The organism is Pseudomonas sp. F(2018) (genome assembly GCF_005508865.1).
Lineage (GTDB): Bacteria > Pseudomonadota > Gammaproteobacteria > Pseudomonadales > Pseudomonadaceae > Aquipseudomonas.
Window position 1 is genome coordinate 372,589 of the sequence record NZ_SCOM01000001.1, and the last position, 21,905, is coordinate 394,493.

Genomic DNA, 21,905 nt, shown 5'->3' on the forward strand with positions numbered 1-21,905 from the left:
TAGTTGACCTAAATAGTCGGAAAAGAGGATACTTGCGGCAACTCAGCTCACCCGTGGTGCGATAACCATGCGTCTGACCACCAAAGGCCGCTACGCCGTCACAGCCATGCTCGATCTGGCGTTGCATGCCCAGAGCGGGCCTGTGTCGTTGGCGGACATCTCCGAGCGGCAGGGCATTTCCCTGTCCTATCTGGAGCAGCTGTTCGCCAAATTGCGCCGCGGCAACCTGGTCAGCAGCGTGCGTGGTCCTGGTGGTGGCTATCAGCTGTCGCGCGACATGCGGGTGATCCAGGTGGCGCAAGTGATCGACGCGGTGAACGAATCGGTCGACGCCACTCGTTGCCAGGGCATGGGCGATTGCCACTCCGGTGACACCTGCCTGACCCACCATCTGTGGTGCGACCTCAGTCAGCAGATTCACGAATTTCTCAGCGGCATCAGCCTGGCTGATCTGGTGACCCGGCGCGAAGTGCAGGAAGTCGCCCAGCGTCAGGATCAGCGCCGTTGTAACGGCAGGACGCCGCAGCTGGACAAGATCGAAGCGTCCGCCATCGAGTGAGCAGGGCGCCTGCCTGAATAGGAGATACCTGATGAGATTGCCGATTTACCTCGATTACTCCGCCACCACCCCGGTCGACCCGCGCGTGGCGCAGAAGATGAGCGAGTGCCTGCTGGTGGATGGCAATTTTGGCAACCCGGCATCGCGCTCCCACGTCTTTGGCTGGAAGGCCGAGGAAGCGGTCGAGAACGCCCGCCGCCAGGTCGCCGAGCTGGTCAATGCCGACCCGCGCGAGATCGTCTGGACCTCCGGTGCTACCGAGTCCGACAACCTGGCCATCAAGGGTGTCGCGCACTTCTACAGCACCAAGGGCAAGCACATCATCACCTCGAAGATCGAGCACAAGGCGGTGCTGGACACGGCGCGCCAGCTGGAGCGCGAAGGCTTCGAAGTGACCTATCTCGAGCCGGGCGAAGACGGTCTGGTAACGCCGGCCATGGTCGAGGCGGCGCTGCGCGAGGACACCATTCTGGTGTCGATCATGCACGTCAACAACGAGATTGGCACCGTCAACGATATCGCAGCCATCGGTGAGCTGACCCGCTCCCGCGGCGTGCTGTTCCATGTCGATGCGGCGCAGTCCACCGGCAAGGTCGAGATCAATCTGGAGAAGCTGAAGGTCGACCTGATGTCCTTCTCCGCCCACAAGACCTACGGTCCGAAGGGCGTCGGCGCCCTGTACGTGCGTCGCAAGCCGCGCGTGCGTCTGGAGGCCCAGACCCACGGTGGCGGTCACGAGCGTGGCATGCGTTCCGGCACCCTGGCCACGCACCAGTGCGTCGGCATGGGCGAGGCCTTCCGCATCGCCAAGGAAGAGATGGCGCAGGAAAACCAGCGCGTGCTGGCGCTGCGTGATCGCTTCTACAAGCAGCTCGAGGGCATGGAAGAGCTGTACGTCAACGGCAGCCTGACCCAGCGCGTGCCGCACAACCTGAACCTCAGCTTCAACTACGTCGAAGGCGAGTCGCTGATCATGGCGCTCAAGGACCTGGCGGTTTCCTCCGGTTCCGCCTGTACCTCCGCCTCGCTGGAGCCGTCCTACGTGCTGCGCGCCCTGGGGCGCAACGACGAGCTGGCGCACAGCTCGATCCGTTTCACCTTCGGGCGCTTCACCACCGAGGAAGAAGTCGATTACGCGGCCAGCAAAGTGGCCGGTGCGGTGAACAAGCTGCGTGAGCTGTCGCCGCTGTGGGACATGTTCAAAGAGGGTGTCGACATCTCCAAGGTCGAATGGCGGGCACACTGATTTTCGAGTCGCCTGTAGAGCGGCACCTGATGAGAGAGGATTTGCAACATGGCATACAGTGAAAAGGTCATCGACCATTACGAAAACCCGCGCAACGTCGGCAAGATGGATGCCGAGGACCCGAATGTCGGTACCGGCATGGTCGGCGCCCCGGCGTGTGGCGACGTGATGCGTCTGCAGATCAAGGTCAACGAGCAGGGCGTGATCGAAGACGCCAAGTTCAAGACCTACGGCTGCGGTTCGGCCATCGCCTCCAGCTCCCTCGCCACCGAGTGGATGAAGGGCAAGACCCTGGATGAGGCCGAGTCGATCAAGAACACCCAGCTGGCCGAAGAACTGGCCCTGCCGCCGGTGAAGATCCACTGCTCCGTGCTCGCCGAAGACGCCATCAAGGCCGCCGTGCACGACTACAAGCAGAAGAAAGGTCTGCTCTGATCCCGAGGAGTCGCTAATGGCCATCACCATGACTGAAGCCGCCGCTCGCCATGTGCAGCGCTCGATCGACGGGCGTGGCAAGGGCGAGGGCATTCGCCTGGGAGTGCGTACCACCGGTTGTTCGGGCCTGGCCTACGTGCTGGAGTTCGTCGACGAGGTAGCGGGCGAGGATCAGGTGTTCGAAAGCTTCGGGGTCAAGGTGATCATCGATCCGAAGAGCCTGACCTACCTGGATGGCACCGAGCTGGACTTCGTCCGCGAAGGCCTCAACGAGGGCTTCAAGTTCAACAACCCCAACGTGCGCGGCGAATGCGGCTGCGGCGAGAGCTTCAACGTCTGAGGCTGGTTGTGGGTAGTCCCTGTCATTTCGCCCTGTTCGAGTTGCAGCCCGCGTTCCGTGTGGATCAGACGCAGCTGGCCGCGCGCTATCGCGAGCTGGCCAAGGCCGTCCATCCGGACCGTTTCGCCGATGCCGGCGAGCGCGAGCAGCGTCTGGCGCTGGAGCAGTCGGCCAGCCTCAACGAGGCCTACCAGACCCTGAAGAGCGGGCCGCGTCGCGCGCTCTACCTGTTGGCTCTGGGTGGCCGTGAGCTGCCGCTGGAAGTGACGGTGCAGGATCCCGAGTTCCTCCTCCAGCAGATGCGCTGGCGCGAGGAGCTGGAAGACCTGCAGGACAGCGCCGACCTGGCCGGCGTGGCGGCGTTCAAGAAGCGCTTGAAAGCGGCTCAGGACGAGCTGGACGAAGATTTCTCCGCCTGCTGGAACGATGCCGCGCGACGCGAAGAGGCCGAGCGCCTGGTGCGTCGCATGCAGTTCCTCGACAAGCTGGCCCACGAAGTGCGCGATCTGGAAGAGCGCCTCGACGACTAACCCGGCGCAGCCTCGCGCTGCGCGCCTGACATCTAGAGCACCATGGCCCTACTGCAGATCGCCGAGCCCGGGCAGAGCCCGCAACCCCATCAGCGCCGCCTGGCGGTGGGCATCGACCTGGGCACCACCAATTCGCTGGTCGCCGCCGTGCGCAGCGGCCTTTCCGAGCCGCTGGCCGATGCCGATGGGCGAGTGATCCTGCCGTCGGCCGTGCGCTATCACGCCGATCGCGTCGAGGTGGGCGCTTCCGCCAAGGCCGCCGCCGCGCTGGACCCGCTGAACACCGTGCTGTCGGTCAAGCGCCTGATGGGGCGCGGTGTGGCGGACGTCAAGCAGCTCGGCGACCAGCTGCCCTATCGTTTCGCCGAGGGCGAGTCGCACATGCCGTTCATCGAGACGGTGCAGGGTGCCAAGAGCCCGGTGGAGGTGTCGGCGGAGATTCTCCGCTCCCTGCGTCAGCGTGCCGAAGCCGCGCTGGGGGGTGAGCTGGTCGGTGCGGTGATCACCGTGCCGGCCTATTTCGACGATGCCCAGCGCCAGGCCACCAAGGACGCCGCGCGCCTGGCCAATCTCAACGTGCTGCGTCTGCTCAACGAGCCGACCGCAGCTGCTGTTGCCTATGGTCTGGACAAGGGCGCCGAGGGCGTCGTGGCCATTTATGACCTCGGTGGTGGCACCTTCGATATTTCCGTGCTGCGCCTGACCCGTGGCGTATTCGAGGTGCTGGCGACCGGCGGTGATAGCGCCCTGGGCGGCGATGACTTCGACCATGCCATCGCCGGCTGGATCATCGAGCAGGCCGGCCTGTCCCATGATCTCGATCCGGCTGCCCAGCGCCGCCTGCTGCAGGCTGCCTGTGCGGCGAAGGAGGCGCTGACCGATACCGATAGCGTGTCGGTGGCTCACGATGGCTGGTCCGGCGAGCTGAGTCGGGCGCAGTTCCAGGCGCTGATCGAACCGATGATTGTCCGCAGCCTCAAGGCCTGCCGTCGCGCGGTGCGCGACGCGAACATCGAGATCGAAGAGGTCGAGGCGGTGGTCATGGTCGGTGGCTCCACCCGCGTGCCGCGCGTGCGCGAGGCGGTGGGCGAGCTGTTCGGTCGCGCGCCGCTGACCGATATCGATCCGGATCAGGTGGTGGCCATCGGCGCTGCCATCCAGGCCGACACCTTGGCTGGCAATCAGCGCGGCAATGGCGAGGAGCTGTTGCTGCTCGACGTGATTCCGCTGTCCCTGGGGCTGGAGACCATGGGTGGGCTGATGGAGAAGGTCATTCCGCGCAACACCACCATCCCGGTGGCGCGTGCCCAGGATTTCACCACCTACAAGGACGGCCAGAGCGCCATGGCCATCCAGGTGCTGCAGGGCGAGCGCGAGCTGGTCAAGGACTGCCGTTCCCTGGCGCGCTTCGAGCTGCGCGGCATTCCGCCGATGGTTGCCGGGGCGGCGAAGATTCGTGTGACTTTCCAGGTCGACGCCGACGGCCTGCTCAGTGTCGCCGCGCGCGAATTGGGTTCCGGTGTGGAGGCGAGCATCCAGGTCAAGCCGTCCTACGGCCTGACTGATGGCGAGATCGCGCGCATGCTGCAGGACTCCTTCAGCAATGCGGGTGGCGACAAGGCTGCTCGCGCGTTGCGTGAACAGCAGGTCGAGGCCGAGCGCCTGCTCGAGGCCGTGCAGTCGGCACTGGAGGTTGATGGCCAGCGCCTGCTCGACGAAGACGAGCGAATCGCCATTCTGGCGGCCATGGAACAGCTGCGAGCTCTGGCGGTTGGCGACGATACGCATGCCATCGAGCAGCAGACCAAGCGTCTGTCGCAGATCACCGACGCTTTTGCCGCTCGGCGGATGGACTCGACGGTGAAAGCCGCCCTGGCGGGGCGCAATCTGAATGAAATCGAGGATAACTGATGCCACAGGTCATTTTTCTGCCGCACGAGAAGTTCTGTCCTGACGGTATGGTCGTGGAGGCCGAGCCCGGTACTTCCATTCTCGAGCTGGCTCACGAGCATCACATCGAGATGGAGAGTGCCTGTGGCGGCGTCTGCGCCTGCACCACCTGCCACTGCATCATTCGCGAGGGTTTCGACTCGCTGGAAGAGGCGGATGAGCTGGAGGAAGACTTCCTCGATCGGGCCTGGGGTCTGGAGGCGCAATCGCGTCTGGCTTGCCAGGCTGTCGTCGGCACCGAAGACCTGACCGTCGAGATCCCGAAATACTCGCTCAACCACGCTGCCGAAGCGCCGCACTGAGTCAAGGAGCCGACATGAGCCTGAAATGGACCGATGTGTTGGATATCGCCATCGAGCTGGCCGAGAGCAAGGCGGATGTCGATCCGCGCTACGTCAACTTCGTCGATCTGCACCGCTGGGTGCTGGCCTTGCCGGATTTCGCCGATGATCCGCAGCGCGGTGGCGAGAAGGTGCTGGAGGCCATCCAGGCGGCCTGGATCGAAGAGCTCGACTGAGCCGCCGCACCGCTTCAGGGCGCGGCCCTACGCATTTCCCCCTAACCCGCGTATAATTCGCGGGTTTAATTTTTCGCTTTAACTTTCTGGAGCTTCACATGGCCGTTCAACGCACTTTCTCCATCATCAAGCCGGATGCCGTTGCCAAAAACGTCATCGGTGAAATCACCACCCGTTTCGAGAAGGCCGGCCTGCGCGTCGTTGCTTCCAAGATGGTTCAGCTGTCCGAGCGTGAAGCCGCCGGTTTCTACGCCGAGCACAGCGAGCGTGGCTTCTTCAAAGATCTGGTTGCCTTCATGACTTCCGGTCCGGTCATCGTCCAGGTTCTGGAAGGCGAAGACGCCGTTCTGAAGAACCGTGAGCTGATGGGCGCCACCAACCCGAAAGAAGCTGCTGCCGGCACCATCCGCGCCGACTTCGCCGTTTCCATCGACGAGAACGCCGTACACGGTTCCGATTCCGAGGCTTCCGCCGCTCGCGAAATCGCGTACTTCTTCTCCGCCACCGAGGTGTGCGCTCGCATTCGCTAAGCGCGAACCGGCGAGGGTGAATCCATGACTGATGTTGCCAAGACCAACCTGCTGGGGCTGACCCAGCCCGAGATGGAAAGCTTCTTCGAGAGCATCGGGGAAAAGCGTTTCCGTGCCGGTCAGGTCATGAAGTGGATTCACCATTTTGGCATCGAGGATTTCGACGCCATGAGCAATCTCGGCAAGGCTCTGCGCGAAAAGCTCAGCGCCTGCGCCGAGATTCGCGGTCCCGAGATCGTCAGTCAGGATATCTCCAGCGACGGCACCCGCAAGTGGGTGGTGCGCGTGGCGTCCGGCAGCTGCGTCGAGACCGTGTACATCCCGCAAGGCGGCCGTGGCACCCTCTGTGTGTCGTCCCAGGCCGGCTGTGCGCTGGATTGCAGCTTCTGTTCCACCGGCAAGCAGGGCTTCAACAGCGATCTGACTGCCGCGGAAATCATCGGCCAGGTGTGGATCGCCAACAAATCCTTCGGCACCGTACCGGCCAAGATCGACCGTGCCATCACCAACGTGGTGATGATGGGCATGGGCGAACCCCTGCTGAATTTCGACAATGTCGTACCGGCCATGCAGATCATGATGGATGATCTGGGCTACGGCATCTCCAAGCGCAAGGTGACCCTGTCCACCTCTGGCGTGGTGCCGATGATCGACAAGCTGGCGACCGTCACCGACGTGTCCCTGGCCCTGTCGCTGCACGCACCGAACGACGAGCTGCGCAACCAGTTGGTGCCGCTCAACAAGAAGTATCCGCTGGAAGTACTGTTGGCGTCTTGCCGTCGCTACATCGAGGGTCTGGGCGAGAAGCGTTTCCTGACCGTCGAGTACACCCTGCTCAAGGACGTCAACGACCAGCCGGAACATGCTGCGCAGATGATCGCACTTCTCAAGGATTTCCCTTGCAAGATCAATCTGATTCCGTTTAATCCCTTCCCCCACTCCGGTTACGAACGGCCGAGCAACAACGCCATTCGCCGCTTCCAGGATCTGCTGCACAAGGCCGGCTTCAATGTCACCGTGCGCACCACCCGTGGCGACGACATCGACGCCGCCTGCGGGCAGCTGGTCGGGCAAGTGCAGGACCGTACCCGTCGCAGTGAGCGTTACATCGCCGTACGCCAGCTGGGTAACGAGGCCGCAGAGCCTCGCGATGCTGCTAATCGAAATTGAAGGGGATTGGTTCATGACCTTGCGCGCAGTGCTGTATCTGTCTCTCGCATGTCTTCTGGTGGGCTGCGTTAGATTGGGTGGGGAAGTTGACCCGTTGAGCTCCTCTGAAGGGCGCGATGCTGCCCGCGATGCATATATCCAGCTGGGGCTTGGGCATTTGCAGCAGGGATCTACTGAGAGGGCAAAGGAGCCTCTAAAAAAGGCGCTTGAGATCGACTCATCCAGCGCCGATGCGCATGCCATTCTGGGGTTAGTATTCCAGCAAGAAATGGAGCCTAAGCTGGCCGATGAGCATTTTCGGAAGGCTATCTCTCTAAGTCGTGGTGAGGCGCGCCTGCATAACAACTATGGGGGCTTTCTCTACGAACAGAAGCGTTATTCTGAGGCATTGGCGCAGTTCACTATCGCGTCCGAAGACACGTTGTACTCGGAGCGTTCTCGGGTATTCGAGAATCTCGGTTTGACCTCTCAGCAGATGGGGCAGCGTGAGCAGGCCAAGGTTTATTTCGAGCGAGCTCTACGGATGAACAGTAGTCGCCCCGTTGCTCTGCTGCAGATGGCACAGATGTCGTTCGAGGACGGGCAATACGTCCCTGCTCGGACTTATTACAAAGGATTCAGTCGGCAGTCGAAGCAAACTCCCCAGAGTCTGTTGCTGGGTGTCCGCCTCGCCAAAGTCTTCGAAGACCGCGACCAGGCCGCCAGCCTCGGCCTGCAGTTGAAACGCCTCTATCCGGGCACCCCGGAATACCAGCAATACCTGTCGGAGCAGTGATGAAAGCTACGCATCCTGAAGTTGCTGCCGCGCCCCGGGTCAATCCGGGAGAGACGCTGCGCAAGGTGCGCGAAAGCCGAAACCTGGCGCTGAACGATGTCGCCGTGCAGCTGAACCTGACTGCCCAGGCTCTGCGTAACGTGGAGTCCGGGGCTTTCGATCAGTTGCCAGGGCACACCTTCGCGCGTGGCTATATCCGTGCTTACGCCAAGTTGATGGGTATGGATCCCAGTCGTCTTGTCAGTGATTTTGACCAGTACACCGGCACCGACGCCAATGGCAGTAGTGTCGCCAGTCTGACTCGTATCGAAGAGCCTGCCCGGGTATCGCAGAGTCTGGTGAAGGTCTTCAGCATCGTGGCGCTGGCAGCTCTGGGCGGTGTTGGCTTCTTCTGGTGGCAGGGCGAGACCGCACGCCTTGGCGCCGGCTCGGTCAAGGCTCCTATCGAGCATGTCGAAGTGGAGGCCGCCGACGGCACCACCGAGATTCATCCGCTGGACGAGCCGGAGGACCAGGCAGTAGCCGAAGCTCAGGCCGAAGCGCCCATCGCCGATATGCCGCCTGCGGTTGACCCGGCGGCCATCGTCGAAGCGCCGCCAAGTGCCGAGACCAATCCTGCCGTTCCGGCAGAGTCTGCCGCCCAGCCAGCACCGGTTGTGCCCGCTGCGCCTCAGGCGTTGGCCAATGCCGAGCAACAGGCTCCTGCCGTCGCTGCGCCGCAATCGAGCGAGCCGGCTGTGACAGCGCAGGTTCCGGCTGCGACCACGCCAGCTACCGAGCCGACGGCTCCGGTCGCCAGCGCTCCGGTTGCCGCTGCTGCCGGTGAGGCTCTGGTCAATCTGCAATTCACCGCCGATTGCTGGACCCAGCTCACCGATGCCAATGGCAAGGTGCTGCTCAGTGCCCTCAAGCGTCGTGGCGACAGCGTCGAGCTGGTCGGCAAGGCCCCGCTGGAGCTGCGCTTGGGCTACGCCCGTGGCGCCGTCGTGCTGGTCAATGGCCAGCCGGTCGATGTCGCTTCCTCCACCCACGGTGAAACCGCCCGCCTCAAACTGGGGCAGTGAGCCAGATCATGCATTGCGAATCCCCCATCAAGCGTCGCCTGTCCCGCAAGATCTGGGTCGGCTCGGTACCGGTCGGCGGCGATGCGCCGATCGCCGTGCAGAGCATGACCAACACCGAGACCTGTGACGTCGAGGCCACCGTCGGCCAGATCCGTCGCCTCGAAGACGCCGGCGCCGATATCGTGCGCGTTTCCGTGCCGTCCATGGAGGCGGCCGAGGCATTCGGCAAGATCAAGCAGCAAGTGAAAGTGCCGCTGGTGGCCGACATTCACTTCGATTACCAGATCGCCCTGCGTGTGGCCGAGCTGGGCGTCGATTGCCTGCGCATCAACCCGGGCAACATCGGTCGCGAAGACCGAGTCAGGGCTGTGGTCGAGGCCGCTCGCGACAAGGGCATCCCGATCCGCATCGGTGTCAACGCCGGCTCGCTGGAGAAGGACCTGCAGAAGAAGTACGGCGAGCCCACGCCCGAGGCGCTGGTTGAATCTGCGCTGCGCCATGTCGAACACCTGGATCGCCTGAACTTCCCCGACTTCAAGGTCAGCGTGAAGGCCTCCGACGTGTTCATGGCCGTCGCCGCCTACCGCCTGCTGGCCAAGCAGATCGAGCAGCCGCTGCACCTGGGCATCACCGAGGCCGGCGGTCTGCGCTCCGGCACCGTGAAGTCCGCGGTCGGCCTGGGCATGCTGCTGGCCGAGGGCATCGGCGACACCATCCGTATCTCCCTGGCCGCGGACCCGGTGGAGGAGATCAAGGTCGGCTACGACATCCTCAAGTCCCTGCGCCTGCGCTCGCGTGGCATCAACTTCATCGCCTGTCCGAGCTGCTCGCGACAGAACTTCGACGTGGTCAAGACCATGAACGAGCTGGAGCAGCGGGTCGAAGACCTGCTGGTGCCGCTCGACGTCGCCGTGATCGGCTGTGTGGTCAACGGTCCGGGCGAAGCCAAGGAGGCCCATATCGGCCTCACCGGCGGCACGCCGAACAACCTGGTGTACATCGACGGCGCGCCGGCCTCGAAGCTGAACAACGACAATCTGGTGGATGAGCTGGAGAAGCTGATCCGCCGCAAGGCGGCCGAGAAGGCCGAGGCCGACGCGGCCGTCATCGCCCGCGGCTGATAAGGAAGATTCGTGAGCAAGACCTTACAAGCCATCCGTGGCATGAACGACATCCTGCCGGAGCAGACGCCTGCCTGGCGCTACCTGGAAGGCGCCCTGGCCGACCTGCTCGATGGTTACGGCTACAAGGAAATCCGCCTGCCCATCCTCGAGTTCACCGAGCTGTTCGCCCGCGGCATCGGCGAGGGCACCGACGTGGTGGACAAGGAGATGTACACCTTCCTCGACCGTAACGAGGAATCGCTGACCCTGCGTCCGGAAGGTACCGCCGGCTGCGTGCGCGCCGTGCTCGAGCACGGGCTGTCCGGTGGCGGCCAGGTGCAGAAGCTGTGGTACGCCGGCCCGATGTTCCGCTACGAGAAGCCGCAGAAGGGCCGCTATCGCCAGTTCCACCAGATTGGGGTGGAAGCCTTCAATCTGCCGGGGCCGGACGTCGATGCCGAGCTGATCGTGCTCACCGCGCGTCTGTGGCAGCAGCTCGGCCTGGCCGATGCGGTGACCCTGCAGCTCAACAGCCTGGGTTCCAGCGAGGCTCGTGCGGCCTACCGTGACGCTCTGGTGGCTTATCTCAACGAGCGCTTCGAGCAGCTCGATGAGGACAGCCAGCGCCGCCTGACCACCAACCCGCTGCGCATCCTCGATAGCAAGAACGCCCAGACCCAGGCGCTGCTGGTCGGCGCGCCGACCCTGGCCGACTATCTCGACGAGGAGTCGCGCCTGCACTTGGAGGGCGTCAAGGCGCGCCTGGATGCGGTCGGTATCCGCTACGAGATCAATAACAAGCTGGTCCGCGGTCTCGACTACTACAACCGCACCGTGTTCGAGTGGGTCACCGACAAGCTCGGCGCCCAGGGCACCGTGTGCGCCGGCGGCCGCTACGACGGCCTGGTCACCCAGCTGGGTGGCAAGGCCACGCCCGGTGTCGGCTTCGCCATGGGCGTCGAACGCCTGGTGCTGCTGCTGGAGACCCTGGAGCTGCTGCCGGCCGAGCTGAACAGTCGCGCGGATGTCTACCTGTGCGCCTTCGGCGAGGCCGCCGAGCTCGCCGGCCTAGGCCTGGCCGAGCGCCTGCGCGATGCCATTCCCGGCCTGCGCCTGCTGGTCAACAGCGGCGCCGGCAGCTTCAAGAGCCAGTTCAAGAAGGCCGACAAGAGCGGCGCGCGCTTCGCCCTGATTCTGGGTGAGGACGAACTGACCGCCCGCGTGGTAGGTTGCAAGCCCCTGCGCGACGACGCAGAACAACAGAACATTGGCTGGGATGCGTTGGCACAGCATCTGGCCGCCTGCCTGCAGGCCTTAGAATAAAGAGAATCAAGGAGTTATTGGGGTGAGCATGACCGAAGAAGAACAAATTGCGCAGATGAAGGACTGGTGGCAGCGCAATGGCAAACCCCTGCTGACTGGTGGTGCCCTGGCCCTGGCCATCGTGGTCGGCTGGCAGGCCTGGCAGCAGTACCAGACCAACCAGGCCCAGGGTGGCGGTGCGCTGTATCAGCAACTGCTGGAAACCACCCTCACTCCTACCGGCCAGCCGGACGCCGGCAAGGTCACCGAACTGGCCGACAAGCTGAAGTCCGAATACGGCGGCAGCGCTTACGCCCAGTACGGCAGCCTGTTCGTCGCCAAGGTCGCGGTGGACAACGCCAAGCTGGATGACGCCGTGGCCGAGCTCAAGCCGTTGGTCGAAAAGCCGGCCGATGCCACCATCGGCGAGCTGGCGCGTCAGCGTCTGGCCCGTGTCCTGGCTGCCCAGGGCAAGACCGAAGAAGGCCTCAAGCTGCTCGAAGGCGAGGCGGACAAGGCCTGGCAGGCCAGCCGCGAAGAACTCAAGGGCGACCTGCTGGTGCAGCTCGGTCGCAGCGACGAAGCCCATGCGGCCTACCAGAAGGCCAAGGATTCTCTGTCCGAGGACGCCGCTGTCGGCGGCCTGCAGATGAAGCTCGACGACCTGGCGAAAGGGGATGCCTGACGTGATGCGTTGGAAGAATGCCGCAGTGCTGGCTCTGGCCGTAGTGGCCGTGGGTTGCAGCAGCAACAGCAAGAAGGAACTGCCGCCGGCCGAGCTGCCCGACATCCAGGAAGAAGTACGCCTGGACGCCCAGTGGAGCCGCTCCATCGGTGATGGCCAGGGCGAGCTGTACAACCAGCTGACCCCCGCCGCCGATGGCGAGCGTCTGTACGCCGCCTCTGCCGATGGCGAAGTGGTCGCCCTGGATCGCCTGACCGGCGACAAGTTCTGGGAAGTCGAACTGGACCTGCCGATCTCCGGCGGTGTCGGCGCCGGCTACGGCCTGGTGCTGGTCGGCACCCTCAAGGGTGAAGTGGTCGCGCTGGACTCCAGCAACGGCGAAGAAAAATGGCGTGCCCGTGTGACCAGCGAAGTGCTGTCCGCGCCGGCCACCAACGGCGACGTCGTCGTGGTGCAGACCCAGGACGATCGCCTGATCGCCTTCGACGCCAGCACCGGCGAGCAGCGCTGGATCTACGAGAACAGCCCGGCCGTGCTGACCCTGCGTGGCACCAGTAGCCCGGTGATGACCAATCGCCTGGTGATGGCCGGCCTGTCCACCGGCAAGGTCCTGGCCCTCGACGCCAGCCGCGGCATCCCGGTCTGGGAGCAGCGCGTGGCCGTGCCGCAAGGCCGTTCCGAACTGGAGCGCGTGGTCGACATCGACGGCAACCTGCTGCTGTCCGGCGGCACGCTGTACGTGGTGACCTACCAGGGCAATGTCGCGGCCATCGACGTGGAAAGCGGTCGTCCGCTGTGGAACCGCGAGGCCTCCAGCTACGTGGGCCTGGCCCAGGGCTTCGGCAGCGTCTACGTCAGCCTGGCCAGCGGTGCCGTGGAAGGCGTCGACGAGGGCTCCAATTCCGCCCTGTGGAACAACGACGCCCTGCAGCGCCGCCAGCTGTCGTCGCCGGAAGTGTTCTCCAGCTACGTGGCAGTCGGTGACTTCGAAGGCTACCTGCACCTGCTGAGCCAGGTGGACGGCCATTTTGTCGGCCGCAAGAAGATCGACGGCGACGGCCTGCGTGCCCGTCCGCTGGTGGTCGGTGACTGGATCTACGCCTACGGCAACAGCGGCAAGCTGGTCGGCCTGACCATCCGCTAAGCTGTTTTGCAATGTCCGGCCGCTGCCGTTCTACGGCAGCGGCCTTTGTGTTTTCTGGATTTAGCTGTGGAGGAGCCCAATGGTTCCGGTAATCGCCCTGGTGGGCCGTCCCAATGTGGGCAAGTCGACTCTGTTCAACCGCCTGACCCGCAGCCGCGATGCCATTGTCGGTGACCTGGCCGGCCTGACCCGCGATCGCCAGTATGGCGATGCCAAGTGGGAAGGGCGCAGCTACATCCTGGTCGACACCGGCGGCATCACCGGCGACGAGGAGGGCATCGACGAGAAGATGGCCGAGCAGTCGCTGCTGGCCATCGAAGAGGCCGACGTGGTGCTGTTCCTGGTCGACGCCCGTGCCGGCCTGACCGCCAGCGACCAGATGATTGGCGAGCACCTGCGCAAGCGCAACAAGCGCAGCTACCTGGTGGTGAACAAGATCGACAACATCGATCCGGACATCGCCCGCGCCGAGTTCGCCCCGATGGGCATGGGCGAAGCCCTGCCGATTGCCGGCGCCCATGGCCGCGGCATCACCCAGCTGCTGGAAACGACGCTCGGTGAATACCCGCGTGACGAGGACCACGATGCCTTCGACGAGAATGTCGCCGAGGGCGAGGAAGCCAAGCGCATTCCCGGGCCGAGCGAGAAGGATGGCATCAAGATCGCCATCATCGGCCGCCCCAACGTCGGCAAGTCGACCCTGGTCAATCGCATGCTCGGCGAGGAGCGCGTGGTGGTCTATGACCAGCCTGGCACCACCCGCGACAGCATCTACATTCCGTTCGAGCGCAACGACGAGAAGTACACGCTGATTGACACCGCCGGCGTGCGCAAGCGCGGCAAGATCCACGAGGAAGTGGAAAAATTCTCGGTGGTGAAGACCCTGCAGGCGATCAAGGACGCCAACGTGGTGATCTTCGTCATGGATGCCCGCGAAGGTGTGGTCGACCACGACCTCAACCTGCTCGGCTTCGCCATCGAATCCGGCCGCGCCCTGGTGATCGCCCTGAACAAGTGGGACGGCATGGAGCCCGGCGAGCGCGACTACGTGAAGACCGAGCTGGAGCGCCGGCTGTTCTTCGTCGACTACGCCGATATCCACTTCATCTCCGCCCTCCACGGCACCGGCGTGGGCAACCTGTACAAGTCGGTGCAGGCCTCGTTCAAGTCGGCGATCACACGCTGGCCGACCAGCCGCCTGACGCAGATCCTCGAGGACGCGGTGCAGGAACACCAGCCACCGATGGTCAGCGGCCGCCGCATCAAGCTGCGCTACGCTCACCTGGGTGGTGCTAACCCGCCGCTGATCGTGATCCACGGCAACCAGGTCGATGCGGTACCGAAGTCCTACACGCGCTACCTGGAAAACACCTTCCGCCGCGTGCTCAAGCTGGTCGGCACGCCGATCCGCATCGAGTACAAGGGGGGCGACAACCCCTTCGAGGGCAAGAAGAACACCCTCACCGACCGCCAGGTGAACAAGAAACGCCGCCTGATGAGCCACCACAAGAAGGCCGAGAAGAAGCGCAAGGACAAGAAGCGCTGATTCACCGGCGTTCCAGACAAAGGCGCAGCAGCTTCGGCTTCTGCGCCTTTTTCATTGGTGTCGCTGCTGCATCCTGAGCGGGCCATCGGCTATCCTCGCGACTCGCCTCAAGCCAGCAGGAAGTCCCGATGCTCGCCAGCAAGCTGCCCAATGTCGGCACCACCATCTTCACCCGCATGTCCCAGCTCGCCGCGGAAGTCGGCGCCATCAACCTGTCCCAGGGTTTTCCCGATTTCGATGGCCCACAGGCCCTGCGCGAGGCCGTAGCCCGCCATGTGCTGGAAGGGCGCAACCAGTATTCGCCGATGACTGGTCTGCCGAGCCTGCGCCAACAGGTAGCGGCCAAGATCGCCCGTAGCTATGGCGTGCAGCGCGATGCCGACAGCGAGATCACCATCACTCCCGGTGCCACCGAGGCGATCTTCTGCGCGGTGCAGGCGCTGATCCATCCGGGCGACGAGGCCATCGTCCTCGACCCCTGCTACGACAGCTACGAACCCTCTGTGGAACTGGCCGGCGGCCGCTGCGTGCATGTGCCGCTGGCCCTGCCGGACTTCGCTGTGGACTGGCAGCGCCTGGCCGATGCCATTACCCCGCGCACCCGGCTGATCTTCCTCAACTCGCCGCACAACCCCAGCGGCGCGCTGCTCAGTCGTGACGATCTGGATCGTCTGGCCGCACTGATCCGCGGCCGCGATATCCACCTCATCAGCGACGAGGTCTACGAGCATCTGATCTTCGACGGCGCCCGTCACGCCAGCGTGCTGGCCCACCAGGAGCTGTACGCGCGAGCCTTCGTGGTCAGTTCTTTCGGCAAGACCTACCACGTCACCGGCTGGAAGACCGGCTACGTGGTGGCGCCGCCGGCGTTGACCGCCGAGCTTCGCAAGATCCACCAATACGTGAATTTCTGCGGCGTGACCCCGCTGCAGCACGCCCTGGCCGACTTCATGGAGTCCAATCCCGAGCACGTCGAGGATCTGCCGGCCTTCTACCAGGCCAAGCGCGACCTGTTCTGCGATCTGCTGGCCGGCTCGCGTTTCCGCTTCACCCGCGCGCCAGGCACCTACTTCCAGCTGGCCGACTATTCGGCGATCCGCCCGGACCTGGACGACGTGGCCATGGCCGAATGGCTGACCCGCGAACACGGCGTGGCGGCGATACCGGTGTCGGTGTTCTACCAGCAGGCCCCGAGCGAGATGCGCCTGGTGCGCTTCTGCTTCGCCAAACGCGAGGAGACGCTGCGCCTGGCAGCGGAAAAACTATGCGCGATCTGAGCCAGCTGCCCGACCTCGAACTGGCGCTGATCCAGAGCGAACTGGACTGGCACGACGCCGCCGCCAACCGCGCGCGCTTCGGGCCGCTACTGGAGCAGGCGCGTGGCGCCGACCTGGTGGTGCTGCCGGAGATGTTCAGCACCGGCTTCTCCATGCATTCGGCCGAACTGGCCGAGCCGGAGGACGGTCCGACCACGGCTTGGCTGCGCGAGCAGGCCCAACGTATCGGCGCCGTGGTCACCGGCAGCCTGATCATCCAGGCCGCCGACGGCAGCTACCGCAATCGCCTGCTGTGGGCGCGCCCGGATGGTTCGCTGGCCCGCTACGACAAGCGTCACCTGTTCCGCATGGCTGGCGAGCACAAGCACTACAGCACCGGTGAGGAGCAGGTACTGCTGGAAGTGAAGGGCTGGCAGGTGCGTCCGCTGATCTGCTACGACCTGCGCTTCCCGGTATGGAGCCGCGACCCACACGACACCGACCTGTTGCTCTACACCGCCAACTGGCCTGGCGCGCGCCGTCACCACTGGAATCGCCTGCTGCCGGCGCGGGCGATCGAGAACCTGTGCTACGTGGCCGCGGTGAACCGCATCGGTAGCGACGGCAATGGCCACCCCTACAGCGGCGACAGCCAGGTGCTGGACTTCCAGGGCGAGAGCCTACTGGCGCCGGGCGATGCTGCAGGCGTGTTCCGCGTGCGCCTGTCGGCCGCCGAGCTGGCCGCCTATCGGCAGCGCTTCCCGGCCTACCTGGATGCCGATGGCTTCAGCCTGGATTGATCGGCTGCAGATATGACCACGCCTGGCCCGAGCCCGGCGTGGTCTTTTCTCAGGCCTGCAGGCTGGCCATGTCGATCACGAAGCGGTACTTCACATCGCTTTTGAGCATGCGCTCGTAAGCCTGGTTGATCGCCTGCATGGGGATCATCTCGATGTCCGAGACGATGCCGTGGGCGGCGCAGAAGTCGAGCATCTCCTGGGTCTCGGCGATGCCGCCGATCAGCGAACCGGCGATGCGTCGGCGCTTGAAGATCAGGCCGAACACGTCAGGCGACGGGTGCGGCGAGTCCGGGGCGCCGACCAGGCACAGGGTGGCGTCGCGCTTGAGCAGGTTGAGGAAGGGGTTGAGGTCGTGCGGCGCGGCCACGGTGTTGAGGATGAAGTCGAAGCTGCCCACATGGGCGGCCATCTCCTCGGCGTTCTTCGAGACCACCACTTCGCTGGCGCCCAGGCGCAGGGCGTCCTCACGCTTGTTCGGCGAGGTGGTGAACAGCACCACGCGGGCGCCCATGGCGGCGGCGATCTTCACGCCCATATGGCCGAGGCCACCCAACCCGACGATGCCGACCTTCTGTCCCGGGCCGACCTTCCACTGGCGCAGCGGCGAGTAGGTGGTGATGCCGGCGCACAGTAGCGGCGCTACAGCGGCCAGCTGGGCGGGGTCGGTGTGGCTGATGCGCAGGACGAAGCGCTGCTCCACCACTATGTGCTGGGAGTAGCCGCCGAAGGTGTTTTCGCCACCGAATACCGGGCCGTTGTAGGTGCCGGTGAAACCGCTCTCGCAGTACTGCTCGAGGTTCTCGTTGCAGGAGGCGCAGTGGCGGCAGCTGTCGACCATGCAGCCGACGCCGGCCACATCGCCGACCTTGAATTTCGAGACGTTGCTGCCGACGGCCGTGACGCGGCCGACGATCTCGTGGCCCGGCACCGAGGGGTACAGGGTGTTGTTCCATTCGTTGCGTGCGGTGTGCAGGTCCGAGTGGCAGACGCCGCAGTAGAGAATGGCGATGGCCACGTCGTCCGGGCCGACGGCACGGCGCTGGATCTCGAGGGGTGCCAGCGGGGTGTGCGGGGCTTGGGCGGCGAAGGCGAGGGTCTTGCTCATGGAAGTCTCCTTGGCGGATCGGTAAGCCGAAGGAGAGGTTATTGCAAGGGGAGGGAGGCCGGTTTGCCCAATCCTGCCGAATCCATGCCCAGAGATGCGGGCATGAAAAAGGGGGCCGCAGCCCCCTCGTTCAAGCGTGCCTTGCTCAGGCCGCCTGAACCTCGGTCTGCGCCAGCGCGCGGTTGAGCGCGCTGAACAGGGCACGGAAGGTCGCCGTGGTCAGGTTCTCGTCGATGCCGATGCCGTGCAGCGGACGGCCACCGTTCAGGCGTACCTCGATATAGGCCACGGCCTGGGCGTTGGTGCCGGCGCTGATGGCATGTTCGTGGTAGTCCATGATCTCGATGTTCTGCGGCAGGGCCGCAACCAGCGCCTCCAGCGGGCCCTTGCCGGTGCCGTGCTTGCGCCGGGCTTCGCCTTCATAGCTGACATCGACGTCGACGGTGCAGATGCCGTTCTCTTCCTGCAGGCGATGGCTCTTCAGCTCGTACGGGCTGTCGGCTTGCAGGTACTCGCTCTGCAGCAGGCCGTAGATCTGCTGGGCGGTCATCTCCAGGCCGAGGCGGTCGGTCTCGCGCTGCACCACCTGGCTGAACTCGATCTGCATGCGGCGCGGCAGGCTGATGCCGTATTCCTGCTCGAGCAGGAAGGTGATGCCGCCCTTGCCGGACTGGCTGTTGACGCGAATCACGGCTTCATAGTCACGACCGATATCGGCCGGATCGATCGGCAGGTACGGCACTTCCCAGATGCCTTCCGGGTCCTGCTGGGCGAAGCCCTTGCGGATCGCGTCCTGGTGCGAGCCGGAGAAGGCGGTGTGGACCAGATCGCCGACATACGGGTGGCGCGGGTGCACCGGCAGCTGGTTGCACTCTTCCACTACCTTGCGCACGGTGTCGATGTCGGAAAAGTCCAGCTCGGGGTCGACGCCCTGGGTATAGAGGTTGAGCGCCAGGGTCACCAGGCAGACGTTGCCGGTGCGCTCGCCGTTGCCGAACAGGCAGCCTTCGACACGGTCGGCGCCAGCCATCACGGCCAGTTCCGAGGCGGCCACGCCGGTGCCACGGTCGTTATGGGTGTGCACGCTGATCAGCACGCTGTCGCGGCGGGCGACGTGGCGGCCGAACCACTCGATCTGGTCGGCGTAGTTGTTCGGCGTGGCGCACTCGATGGTGGCCGGCAGGTTGAGTATCAGCTTCTGCGCCGGGGTCGGCTCGAACACGCCGATCACCGCGTTGCACACCTCGACGGCGAAGTCGATTTCGGTGGAGCTGAACACTTCCGGCGAATACTCGAAGCCCCACTGGGTCTCCGGCTGGCCGGCGGCCAGGCGCTTGATGATCCGCGCGGCGCTGGTGGCGATCTCGACCACGCCAGCCTTGTCCTGGTTGAAGACGATGCGGCGGAAGCTCGGCGCGGTGGCGTTGTAGTAGTGGACGATGGCCTTCTTCGCGCCCTTGAGCGACTCGAAGGTGCGGTTGATCAGGTCCTCGCGGGCCTGGGTCAGTACCTGGATGGTCACGTCGTCAGGAATGTGGCCACCCTCGATCAGCTCGCGGACGAAGTCGAAGTCGGTCTGCGAGGCGGACGGGAAGCCCACTTCGATTTCCTTCAGGCCCACGGCGACCAGGCACTTGAAGAAGCGCATCTTCTTCTCGGCGTCCATCGGCTCGATCAGCGACTGGTTGCCGTCGCGCAGGTCGGTGGACAGCCAGATCGGCGCCTTGTCGATGATTTGGTCCGGCCAGGTGCGGTCGGGGAGCTGCACCTGGGTGAACGGGCGGTACTTCTTCGAAGGGTCTTTGAGCATGGTCATCGGGGTATCCTTGGGGCGGCGGCAGGCCGGGCGAATCGCGAAATCGAAGTTGTGCGTCGGAGGCGGGATTCAGCCACGCAGTCGTGGACTGACCAGGCGCTGGCAGGCGTGTTGACGCAGAAGAATAAGGGTATGGGCCGTGTTCATGCTGATAACCCTACGTTCAGTGGGTAAAGATGGCAATGCTTGTCTGAAAAACGCGCGATTATTGCGTTTCAGGGGAATTGTTGGCTATTTGTTGCGGCGAGGGAGCGCTTGCTTGGGGTTTATTGCGCGGGTTCAGCTGAGCAGGCTGAGTACTGCTTGAGGTTGCTGGTTGGCCTGGGCCAGCACGCTCTGTGCCGCCTGCTGAATGATCTGCTTGGAGACCAGGTTGGCAGTCTCCGCGGCGAAGTCGGTATCCAGGATGCGCGAGCGGCTGGCAGAAGCATTTTCGGAGACGCTCTGCAGGTTTTCTATGGTGGACTGCAGGCGATTCTGTACGGCGCCCATGTAGGCTCGTTGGCGGTCGATGTAGCCCAGTGCGTCGTCCACGTCCATCACCGCGAGGCCGGGGAGATCGACCAGGTCGAGACGGCTGAGAGCCAGAGTTTCGGTATTGAAGGAGCTTATGCCGATCTGGATGGTTTCGTAGGCATTGGCCCCCACCTGGAACTGCGTCAGCGCGTTGCCACCGACTCCGCTGATACTGAATAGCTCCGGTTCGTCAAGGCTGAAGCCTTGCGATCCGGGTACTCCGGTGCCCTGGTTGGGCAGCACGCTCTCGGCGGTCAGCTCGATTCCGCTGTCGGCATCCAGCCCGCCGATGGCACCGGTATCGGCGTTGGTGAGATTCATCGCAGCGACGAAGGTCGCGGCATCGGCGTTGAACTGGGTGTCGAAGTCGGCCAGGCTGGCAAAGGCCCCATGGCTGGCGTTGGTCAGCGCTTGGTCGAGAGTGGAGCCGCTATGGGTGTTGAGGTAACCCATGACGTCCTTGATGCCTTTGCCGCCTGCGGCCTTGATGCTGTCATGCATGTAGCGGATGGCGGCAAAGCCTGCGGAATAGCCGGCGCTGCCGCTCACGTCATCGGCATTGTAGGCCGCCAGCATCGCGGCCACGTTGGTGCCGCCGGCGGTGTCACCGGCCAGACGTTCGTCGGCTCCATGCACGGCTTCGGCAGCACCCTCGATGAACCAGTTGGTCAGGCCCGACGCGAAGTTCATGGTGCGGCCCATCACCGCGTGAGCCATTTCGTGGGCGATGACCCTATCGGTGTACTGCGCCGGGTTGGTGCCGCCGTTGGGCAGGGTAGAGGCATCGAAATAGGCGAGGTTGACATCCAGCACCTGGTTCAGCACTCGCCCGCCGGCATCTGCGCCGGTGTAGGACACCGATGCAAGTGCCGTGCTGCTGGGGTTGTCGCTGAGGGTGATGTCCAGTTCGGAGCCGCCAGCGCGCAAGCCATAGGCATCGTATACGCGCTGCTCGCCTTCGCTGATCCAGAAACCCTTGAGCGAGTTGAGTACGGCACGCTGTTCGAGGTCACCGAGTACCGAGAAATTACCCTGGTCGAACACCTTGCGGCCGGCGAAGGTTGTGGTCTCGTTGACCCGATTGATCTCTTGCAGCAACTGCTGGGCCTCTTGGTTGAGGGCCTCGCGCTCGCTGATGCCATTGGAACCGTTCATTGCCTGGAGGCCGAGCGCGCGAATGCGCTGCAGTGCGTCGGTCACGCTTTGAAGCGCACCTTCGGCTACCTGTAGCAGCGATATGCCGTCGTTGGCATTCCGCGTCGCGACATTCAGGCCTCGCACCTGCGAGGTCAGACGGTTGGAAATCTGCAGTCCGGCGGCATCATCCTTGGCGCTGTTGATGCGCTGTCCGGTGGACAGGCGTTGCAGCGCAGTGTTGAGGCCGGTGCTATTGCTTTCCAGTTGGCGACGCGTGAACGACGAGGCGATGTTGGTATTGACCGTCAGCATCCAGTCGGCTCACACGCAAGTCTGCCGAACGGTGGTCCGGCTTAACTGGATAAATCGGCAACCCAGC

The 21,905-nt window shown here is 64.2% G+C and carries 22 protein-coding genes; 19 read left to right on the forward strand and 3 right to left on the reverse strand.

What is annotated here, in order from left to right; all coding sequences use genetic code 11:
• Positions 1 to 67 precede the first annotated feature (67 nt).
• The 19 genes from iscR to FFS62_RS01785 all read left to right on the forward strand — a co-directional run bounded on the left by iscR (position 68) and on the right by FFS62_RS01785 (position 16,952).
• Positions 68 to 559 (forward strand): Fe-S cluster assembly transcriptional regulator IscR, encoded by a 492-nt coding sequence (iscR, locus tag FFS62_RS01695; protein WP_137971083.1) that lies wholly within the window; start codon positions 68 to 70, stop codon positions 557 to 559.
• A gap of 31 nt (positions 560 to 590) precedes the next feature.
• Positions 591 to 1,805: an IscS subfamily cysteine desulfurase gene (locus FFS62_RS01700; RefSeq protein WP_137971084.1), complete on the forward strand. Its 1,215-nt coding sequence runs from the start codon at positions 591 to 593 to the stop codon at positions 1,803 to 1,805.
• Positions 1,806 to 1,853: 48 nt separating this feature from the next.
• On the forward strand, positions 1,854 to 2,240 hold the full coding sequence (gene iscU, locus FFS62_RS01705) for a Fe-S cluster assembly scaffold IscU (protein ID WP_137971085.1): 387 nt from the start codon (positions 1,854 to 1,856) through the stop codon (positions 2,238 to 2,240).
• A gap of 16 nt (positions 2,241 to 2,256) precedes the next feature.
• On the forward strand, positions 2,257 to 2,580 hold the full coding sequence (gene iscA / locus FFS62_RS01710; RefSeq protein WP_137971086.1) for an iron-sulfur cluster assembly protein IscA: 324 nt from the start codon (positions 2,257 to 2,259) through the stop codon (positions 2,578 to 2,580).
• An 8-nt stretch (positions 2,581 to 2,588) separates the two neighbouring features.
• Complete coding sequence (gene hscB, locus FFS62_RS01715; RefSeq protein WP_137971087.1) at positions 2,589 to 3,110, forward strand: co-chaperone HscB; 522 nt, start codon at positions 2,589 to 2,591, stop codon at positions 3,108 to 3,110.
• Positions 3,111 to 3,152: 42 nt separating this feature from the next.
• Positions 3,153 to 5,021: a Fe-S protein assembly chaperone HscA gene (gene hscA / locus FFS62_RS01720; RefSeq protein ID WP_137971088.1), complete on the forward strand. Its 1,869-nt coding sequence runs from the start codon at positions 3,153 to 3,155 to the stop codon at positions 5,019 to 5,021.
• Positions 5,021 to 5,362: an ISC system 2Fe-2S type ferredoxin gene (gene fdx / locus FFS62_RS01725; protein ID WP_137971089.1), complete on the forward strand. Its 342-nt coding sequence runs from the start codon at positions 5,021 to 5,023 to the stop codon at positions 5,360 to 5,362. The genes hscA and fdx overlap by 1 nt, the downstream gene beginning before the upstream one ends.
• Positions 5,363 to 5,376: 14 nt before the next feature.
• The gene (iscX, locus tag FFS62_RS01730; RefSeq protein WP_137971090.1) at positions 5,377 to 5,577 is read left to right on the forward strand and encodes a Fe-S cluster assembly protein IscX; all 201 of its coding nucleotides are present in this window, start codon (positions 5,377 to 5,379) and stop codon (positions 5,575 to 5,577) included.
• Positions 5,578 to 5,675: 98 nt separating this feature from the next.
• A complete protein-coding gene (ndk, locus tag FFS62_RS01735; protein WP_043308688.1) occupies positions 5,676 to 6,107 on the forward strand; it encodes a nucleoside-diphosphate kinase in 432 nt (143 codons plus the stop codon).
• A 24-nt stretch (positions 6,108 to 6,131) separates the two neighbouring features.
• Positions 6,132 to 7,277, forward strand: a complete 1,146-nt coding sequence (rlmN, locus tag FFS62_RS01740) for a 23S rRNA (adenine(2503)-C(2))-methyltransferase RlmN (protein ID WP_137971091.1) — start codon at positions 6,132 to 6,134, stop codon at positions 7,275 to 7,277.
• A gap of 13 nt (positions 7,278 to 7,290) precedes the next feature.
• Positions 7,291 to 8,052, forward strand: coding sequence for a type IV pilus biogenesis/stability protein PilW (gene pilW / locus FFS62_RS01745; protein WP_137972204.1), 762 nt, complete (start codon positions 7,291 to 7,293; stop codon positions 8,050 to 8,052).
• Entirely contained in the window at positions 8,052 to 9,116 is a 1,065-nt protein-coding gene (locus FFS62_RS01750; protein WP_137971092.1) for a RodZ family helix-turn-helix domain-containing protein, read from the forward strand. The genes pilW and FFS62_RS01750 overlap by 1 nt, the downstream gene beginning before the upstream one ends.
• A gap of 8 nt (positions 9,117 to 9,124) precedes the next feature.
• Entirely contained in the window at positions 9,125 to 10,237 is a 1,113-nt protein-coding gene (gene ispG / locus FFS62_RS01755) for a flavodoxin-dependent (E)-4-hydroxy-3-methylbut-2-enyl-diphosphate synthase (RefSeq protein WP_137971093.1), read from the forward strand.
• A 12-nt stretch (positions 10,238 to 10,249) separates the two neighbouring features.
• On the forward strand, positions 10,250 to 11,542 hold the full coding sequence (gene hisS / locus FFS62_RS01760; protein ID WP_137971094.1) for a histidine--tRNA ligase: 1,293 nt from the start codon (positions 10,250 to 10,252) through the stop codon (positions 11,540 to 11,542).
• A gap of 28 nt (positions 11,543 to 11,570) precedes the next feature.
• Positions 11,571 to 12,206 carry a tetratricopeptide repeat protein gene (locus FFS62_RS01765; RefSeq protein ID WP_137971095.1) on the forward strand — a complete coding sequence of 212 codons (636 nt, stop codon included), beginning with the start codon at positions 11,571 to 11,573 and terminating at the stop codon, positions 12,204 to 12,206.
• Positions 12,199 to 13,350: an outer membrane protein assembly factor BamB gene (bamB, locus tag FFS62_RS01770; RefSeq protein WP_137971096.1), complete on the forward strand. Its 1,152-nt coding sequence runs from the start codon at positions 12,199 to 12,201 to the stop codon at positions 13,348 to 13,350. The genes FFS62_RS01765 and bamB overlap by 8 nt, the downstream gene beginning before the upstream one ends.
• 79 nt (positions 13,351 to 13,429) lie before the next feature.
• Positions 13,430 to 14,896 carry a ribosome biogenesis GTPase Der gene (der, locus tag FFS62_RS01775; RefSeq protein WP_137971097.1) on the forward strand — a complete coding sequence of 489 codons (1,467 nt, stop codon included), beginning with the start codon at positions 13,430 to 13,432 and terminating at the stop codon, positions 14,894 to 14,896.
• A 128-nt stretch (positions 14,897 to 15,024) separates the two neighbouring features.
• A complete protein-coding gene (locus FFS62_RS01780) occupies positions 15,025 to 16,173 on the forward strand; it encodes a pyridoxal phosphate-dependent aminotransferase (protein ID WP_137971098.1) in 1,149 nt (382 codons plus the stop codon).
• Positions 16,161 to 16,952, forward strand: coding sequence for an amidohydrolase (locus FFS62_RS01785; protein WP_137971099.1), 792 nt, complete (start codon positions 16,161 to 16,163; stop codon positions 16,950 to 16,952). The genes FFS62_RS01780 and FFS62_RS01785 overlap by 13 nt, the downstream gene beginning before the upstream one ends.
• A gap of 49 nt (positions 16,953 to 17,001) precedes the next feature.
• Here the strand turns inward: FFS62_RS01785 and FFS62_RS01790 are convergent, their stop codons facing one another.
• From FFS62_RS01790 to FFS62_RS23130, 3 genes are all read right to left on the reverse strand, one after another.
• Positions 17,002 to 18,057: an NAD(P)-dependent alcohol dehydrogenase gene (locus tag FFS62_RS01790; RefSeq protein ID WP_137971100.1), complete on the reverse strand. Its 1,056-nt coding sequence runs from the start codon at positions 18,055 to 18,057 to the stop codon at positions 17,002 to 17,004.
• A 145-nt stretch (positions 18,058 to 18,202) separates the two neighbouring features.
• Positions 18,203 to 19,873, reverse strand: a complete 1,671-nt coding sequence (leuA, locus tag FFS62_RS01795; protein ID WP_137971101.1) for a 2-isopropylmalate synthase — start codon at positions 19,871 to 19,873, stop codon at positions 18,203 to 18,205.
• Positions 19,874 to 20,152: 279 nt separating this feature from the next.
• Positions 20,153 to 21,838, reverse strand: a complete 1,686-nt coding sequence (locus FFS62_RS23130; protein WP_171016246.1) for a flagellinolysin — start codon at positions 21,836 to 21,838, stop codon at positions 20,153 to 20,155.
• Between the last annotated feature and the right edge of the window lie 67 nt (positions 21,839 to 21,905).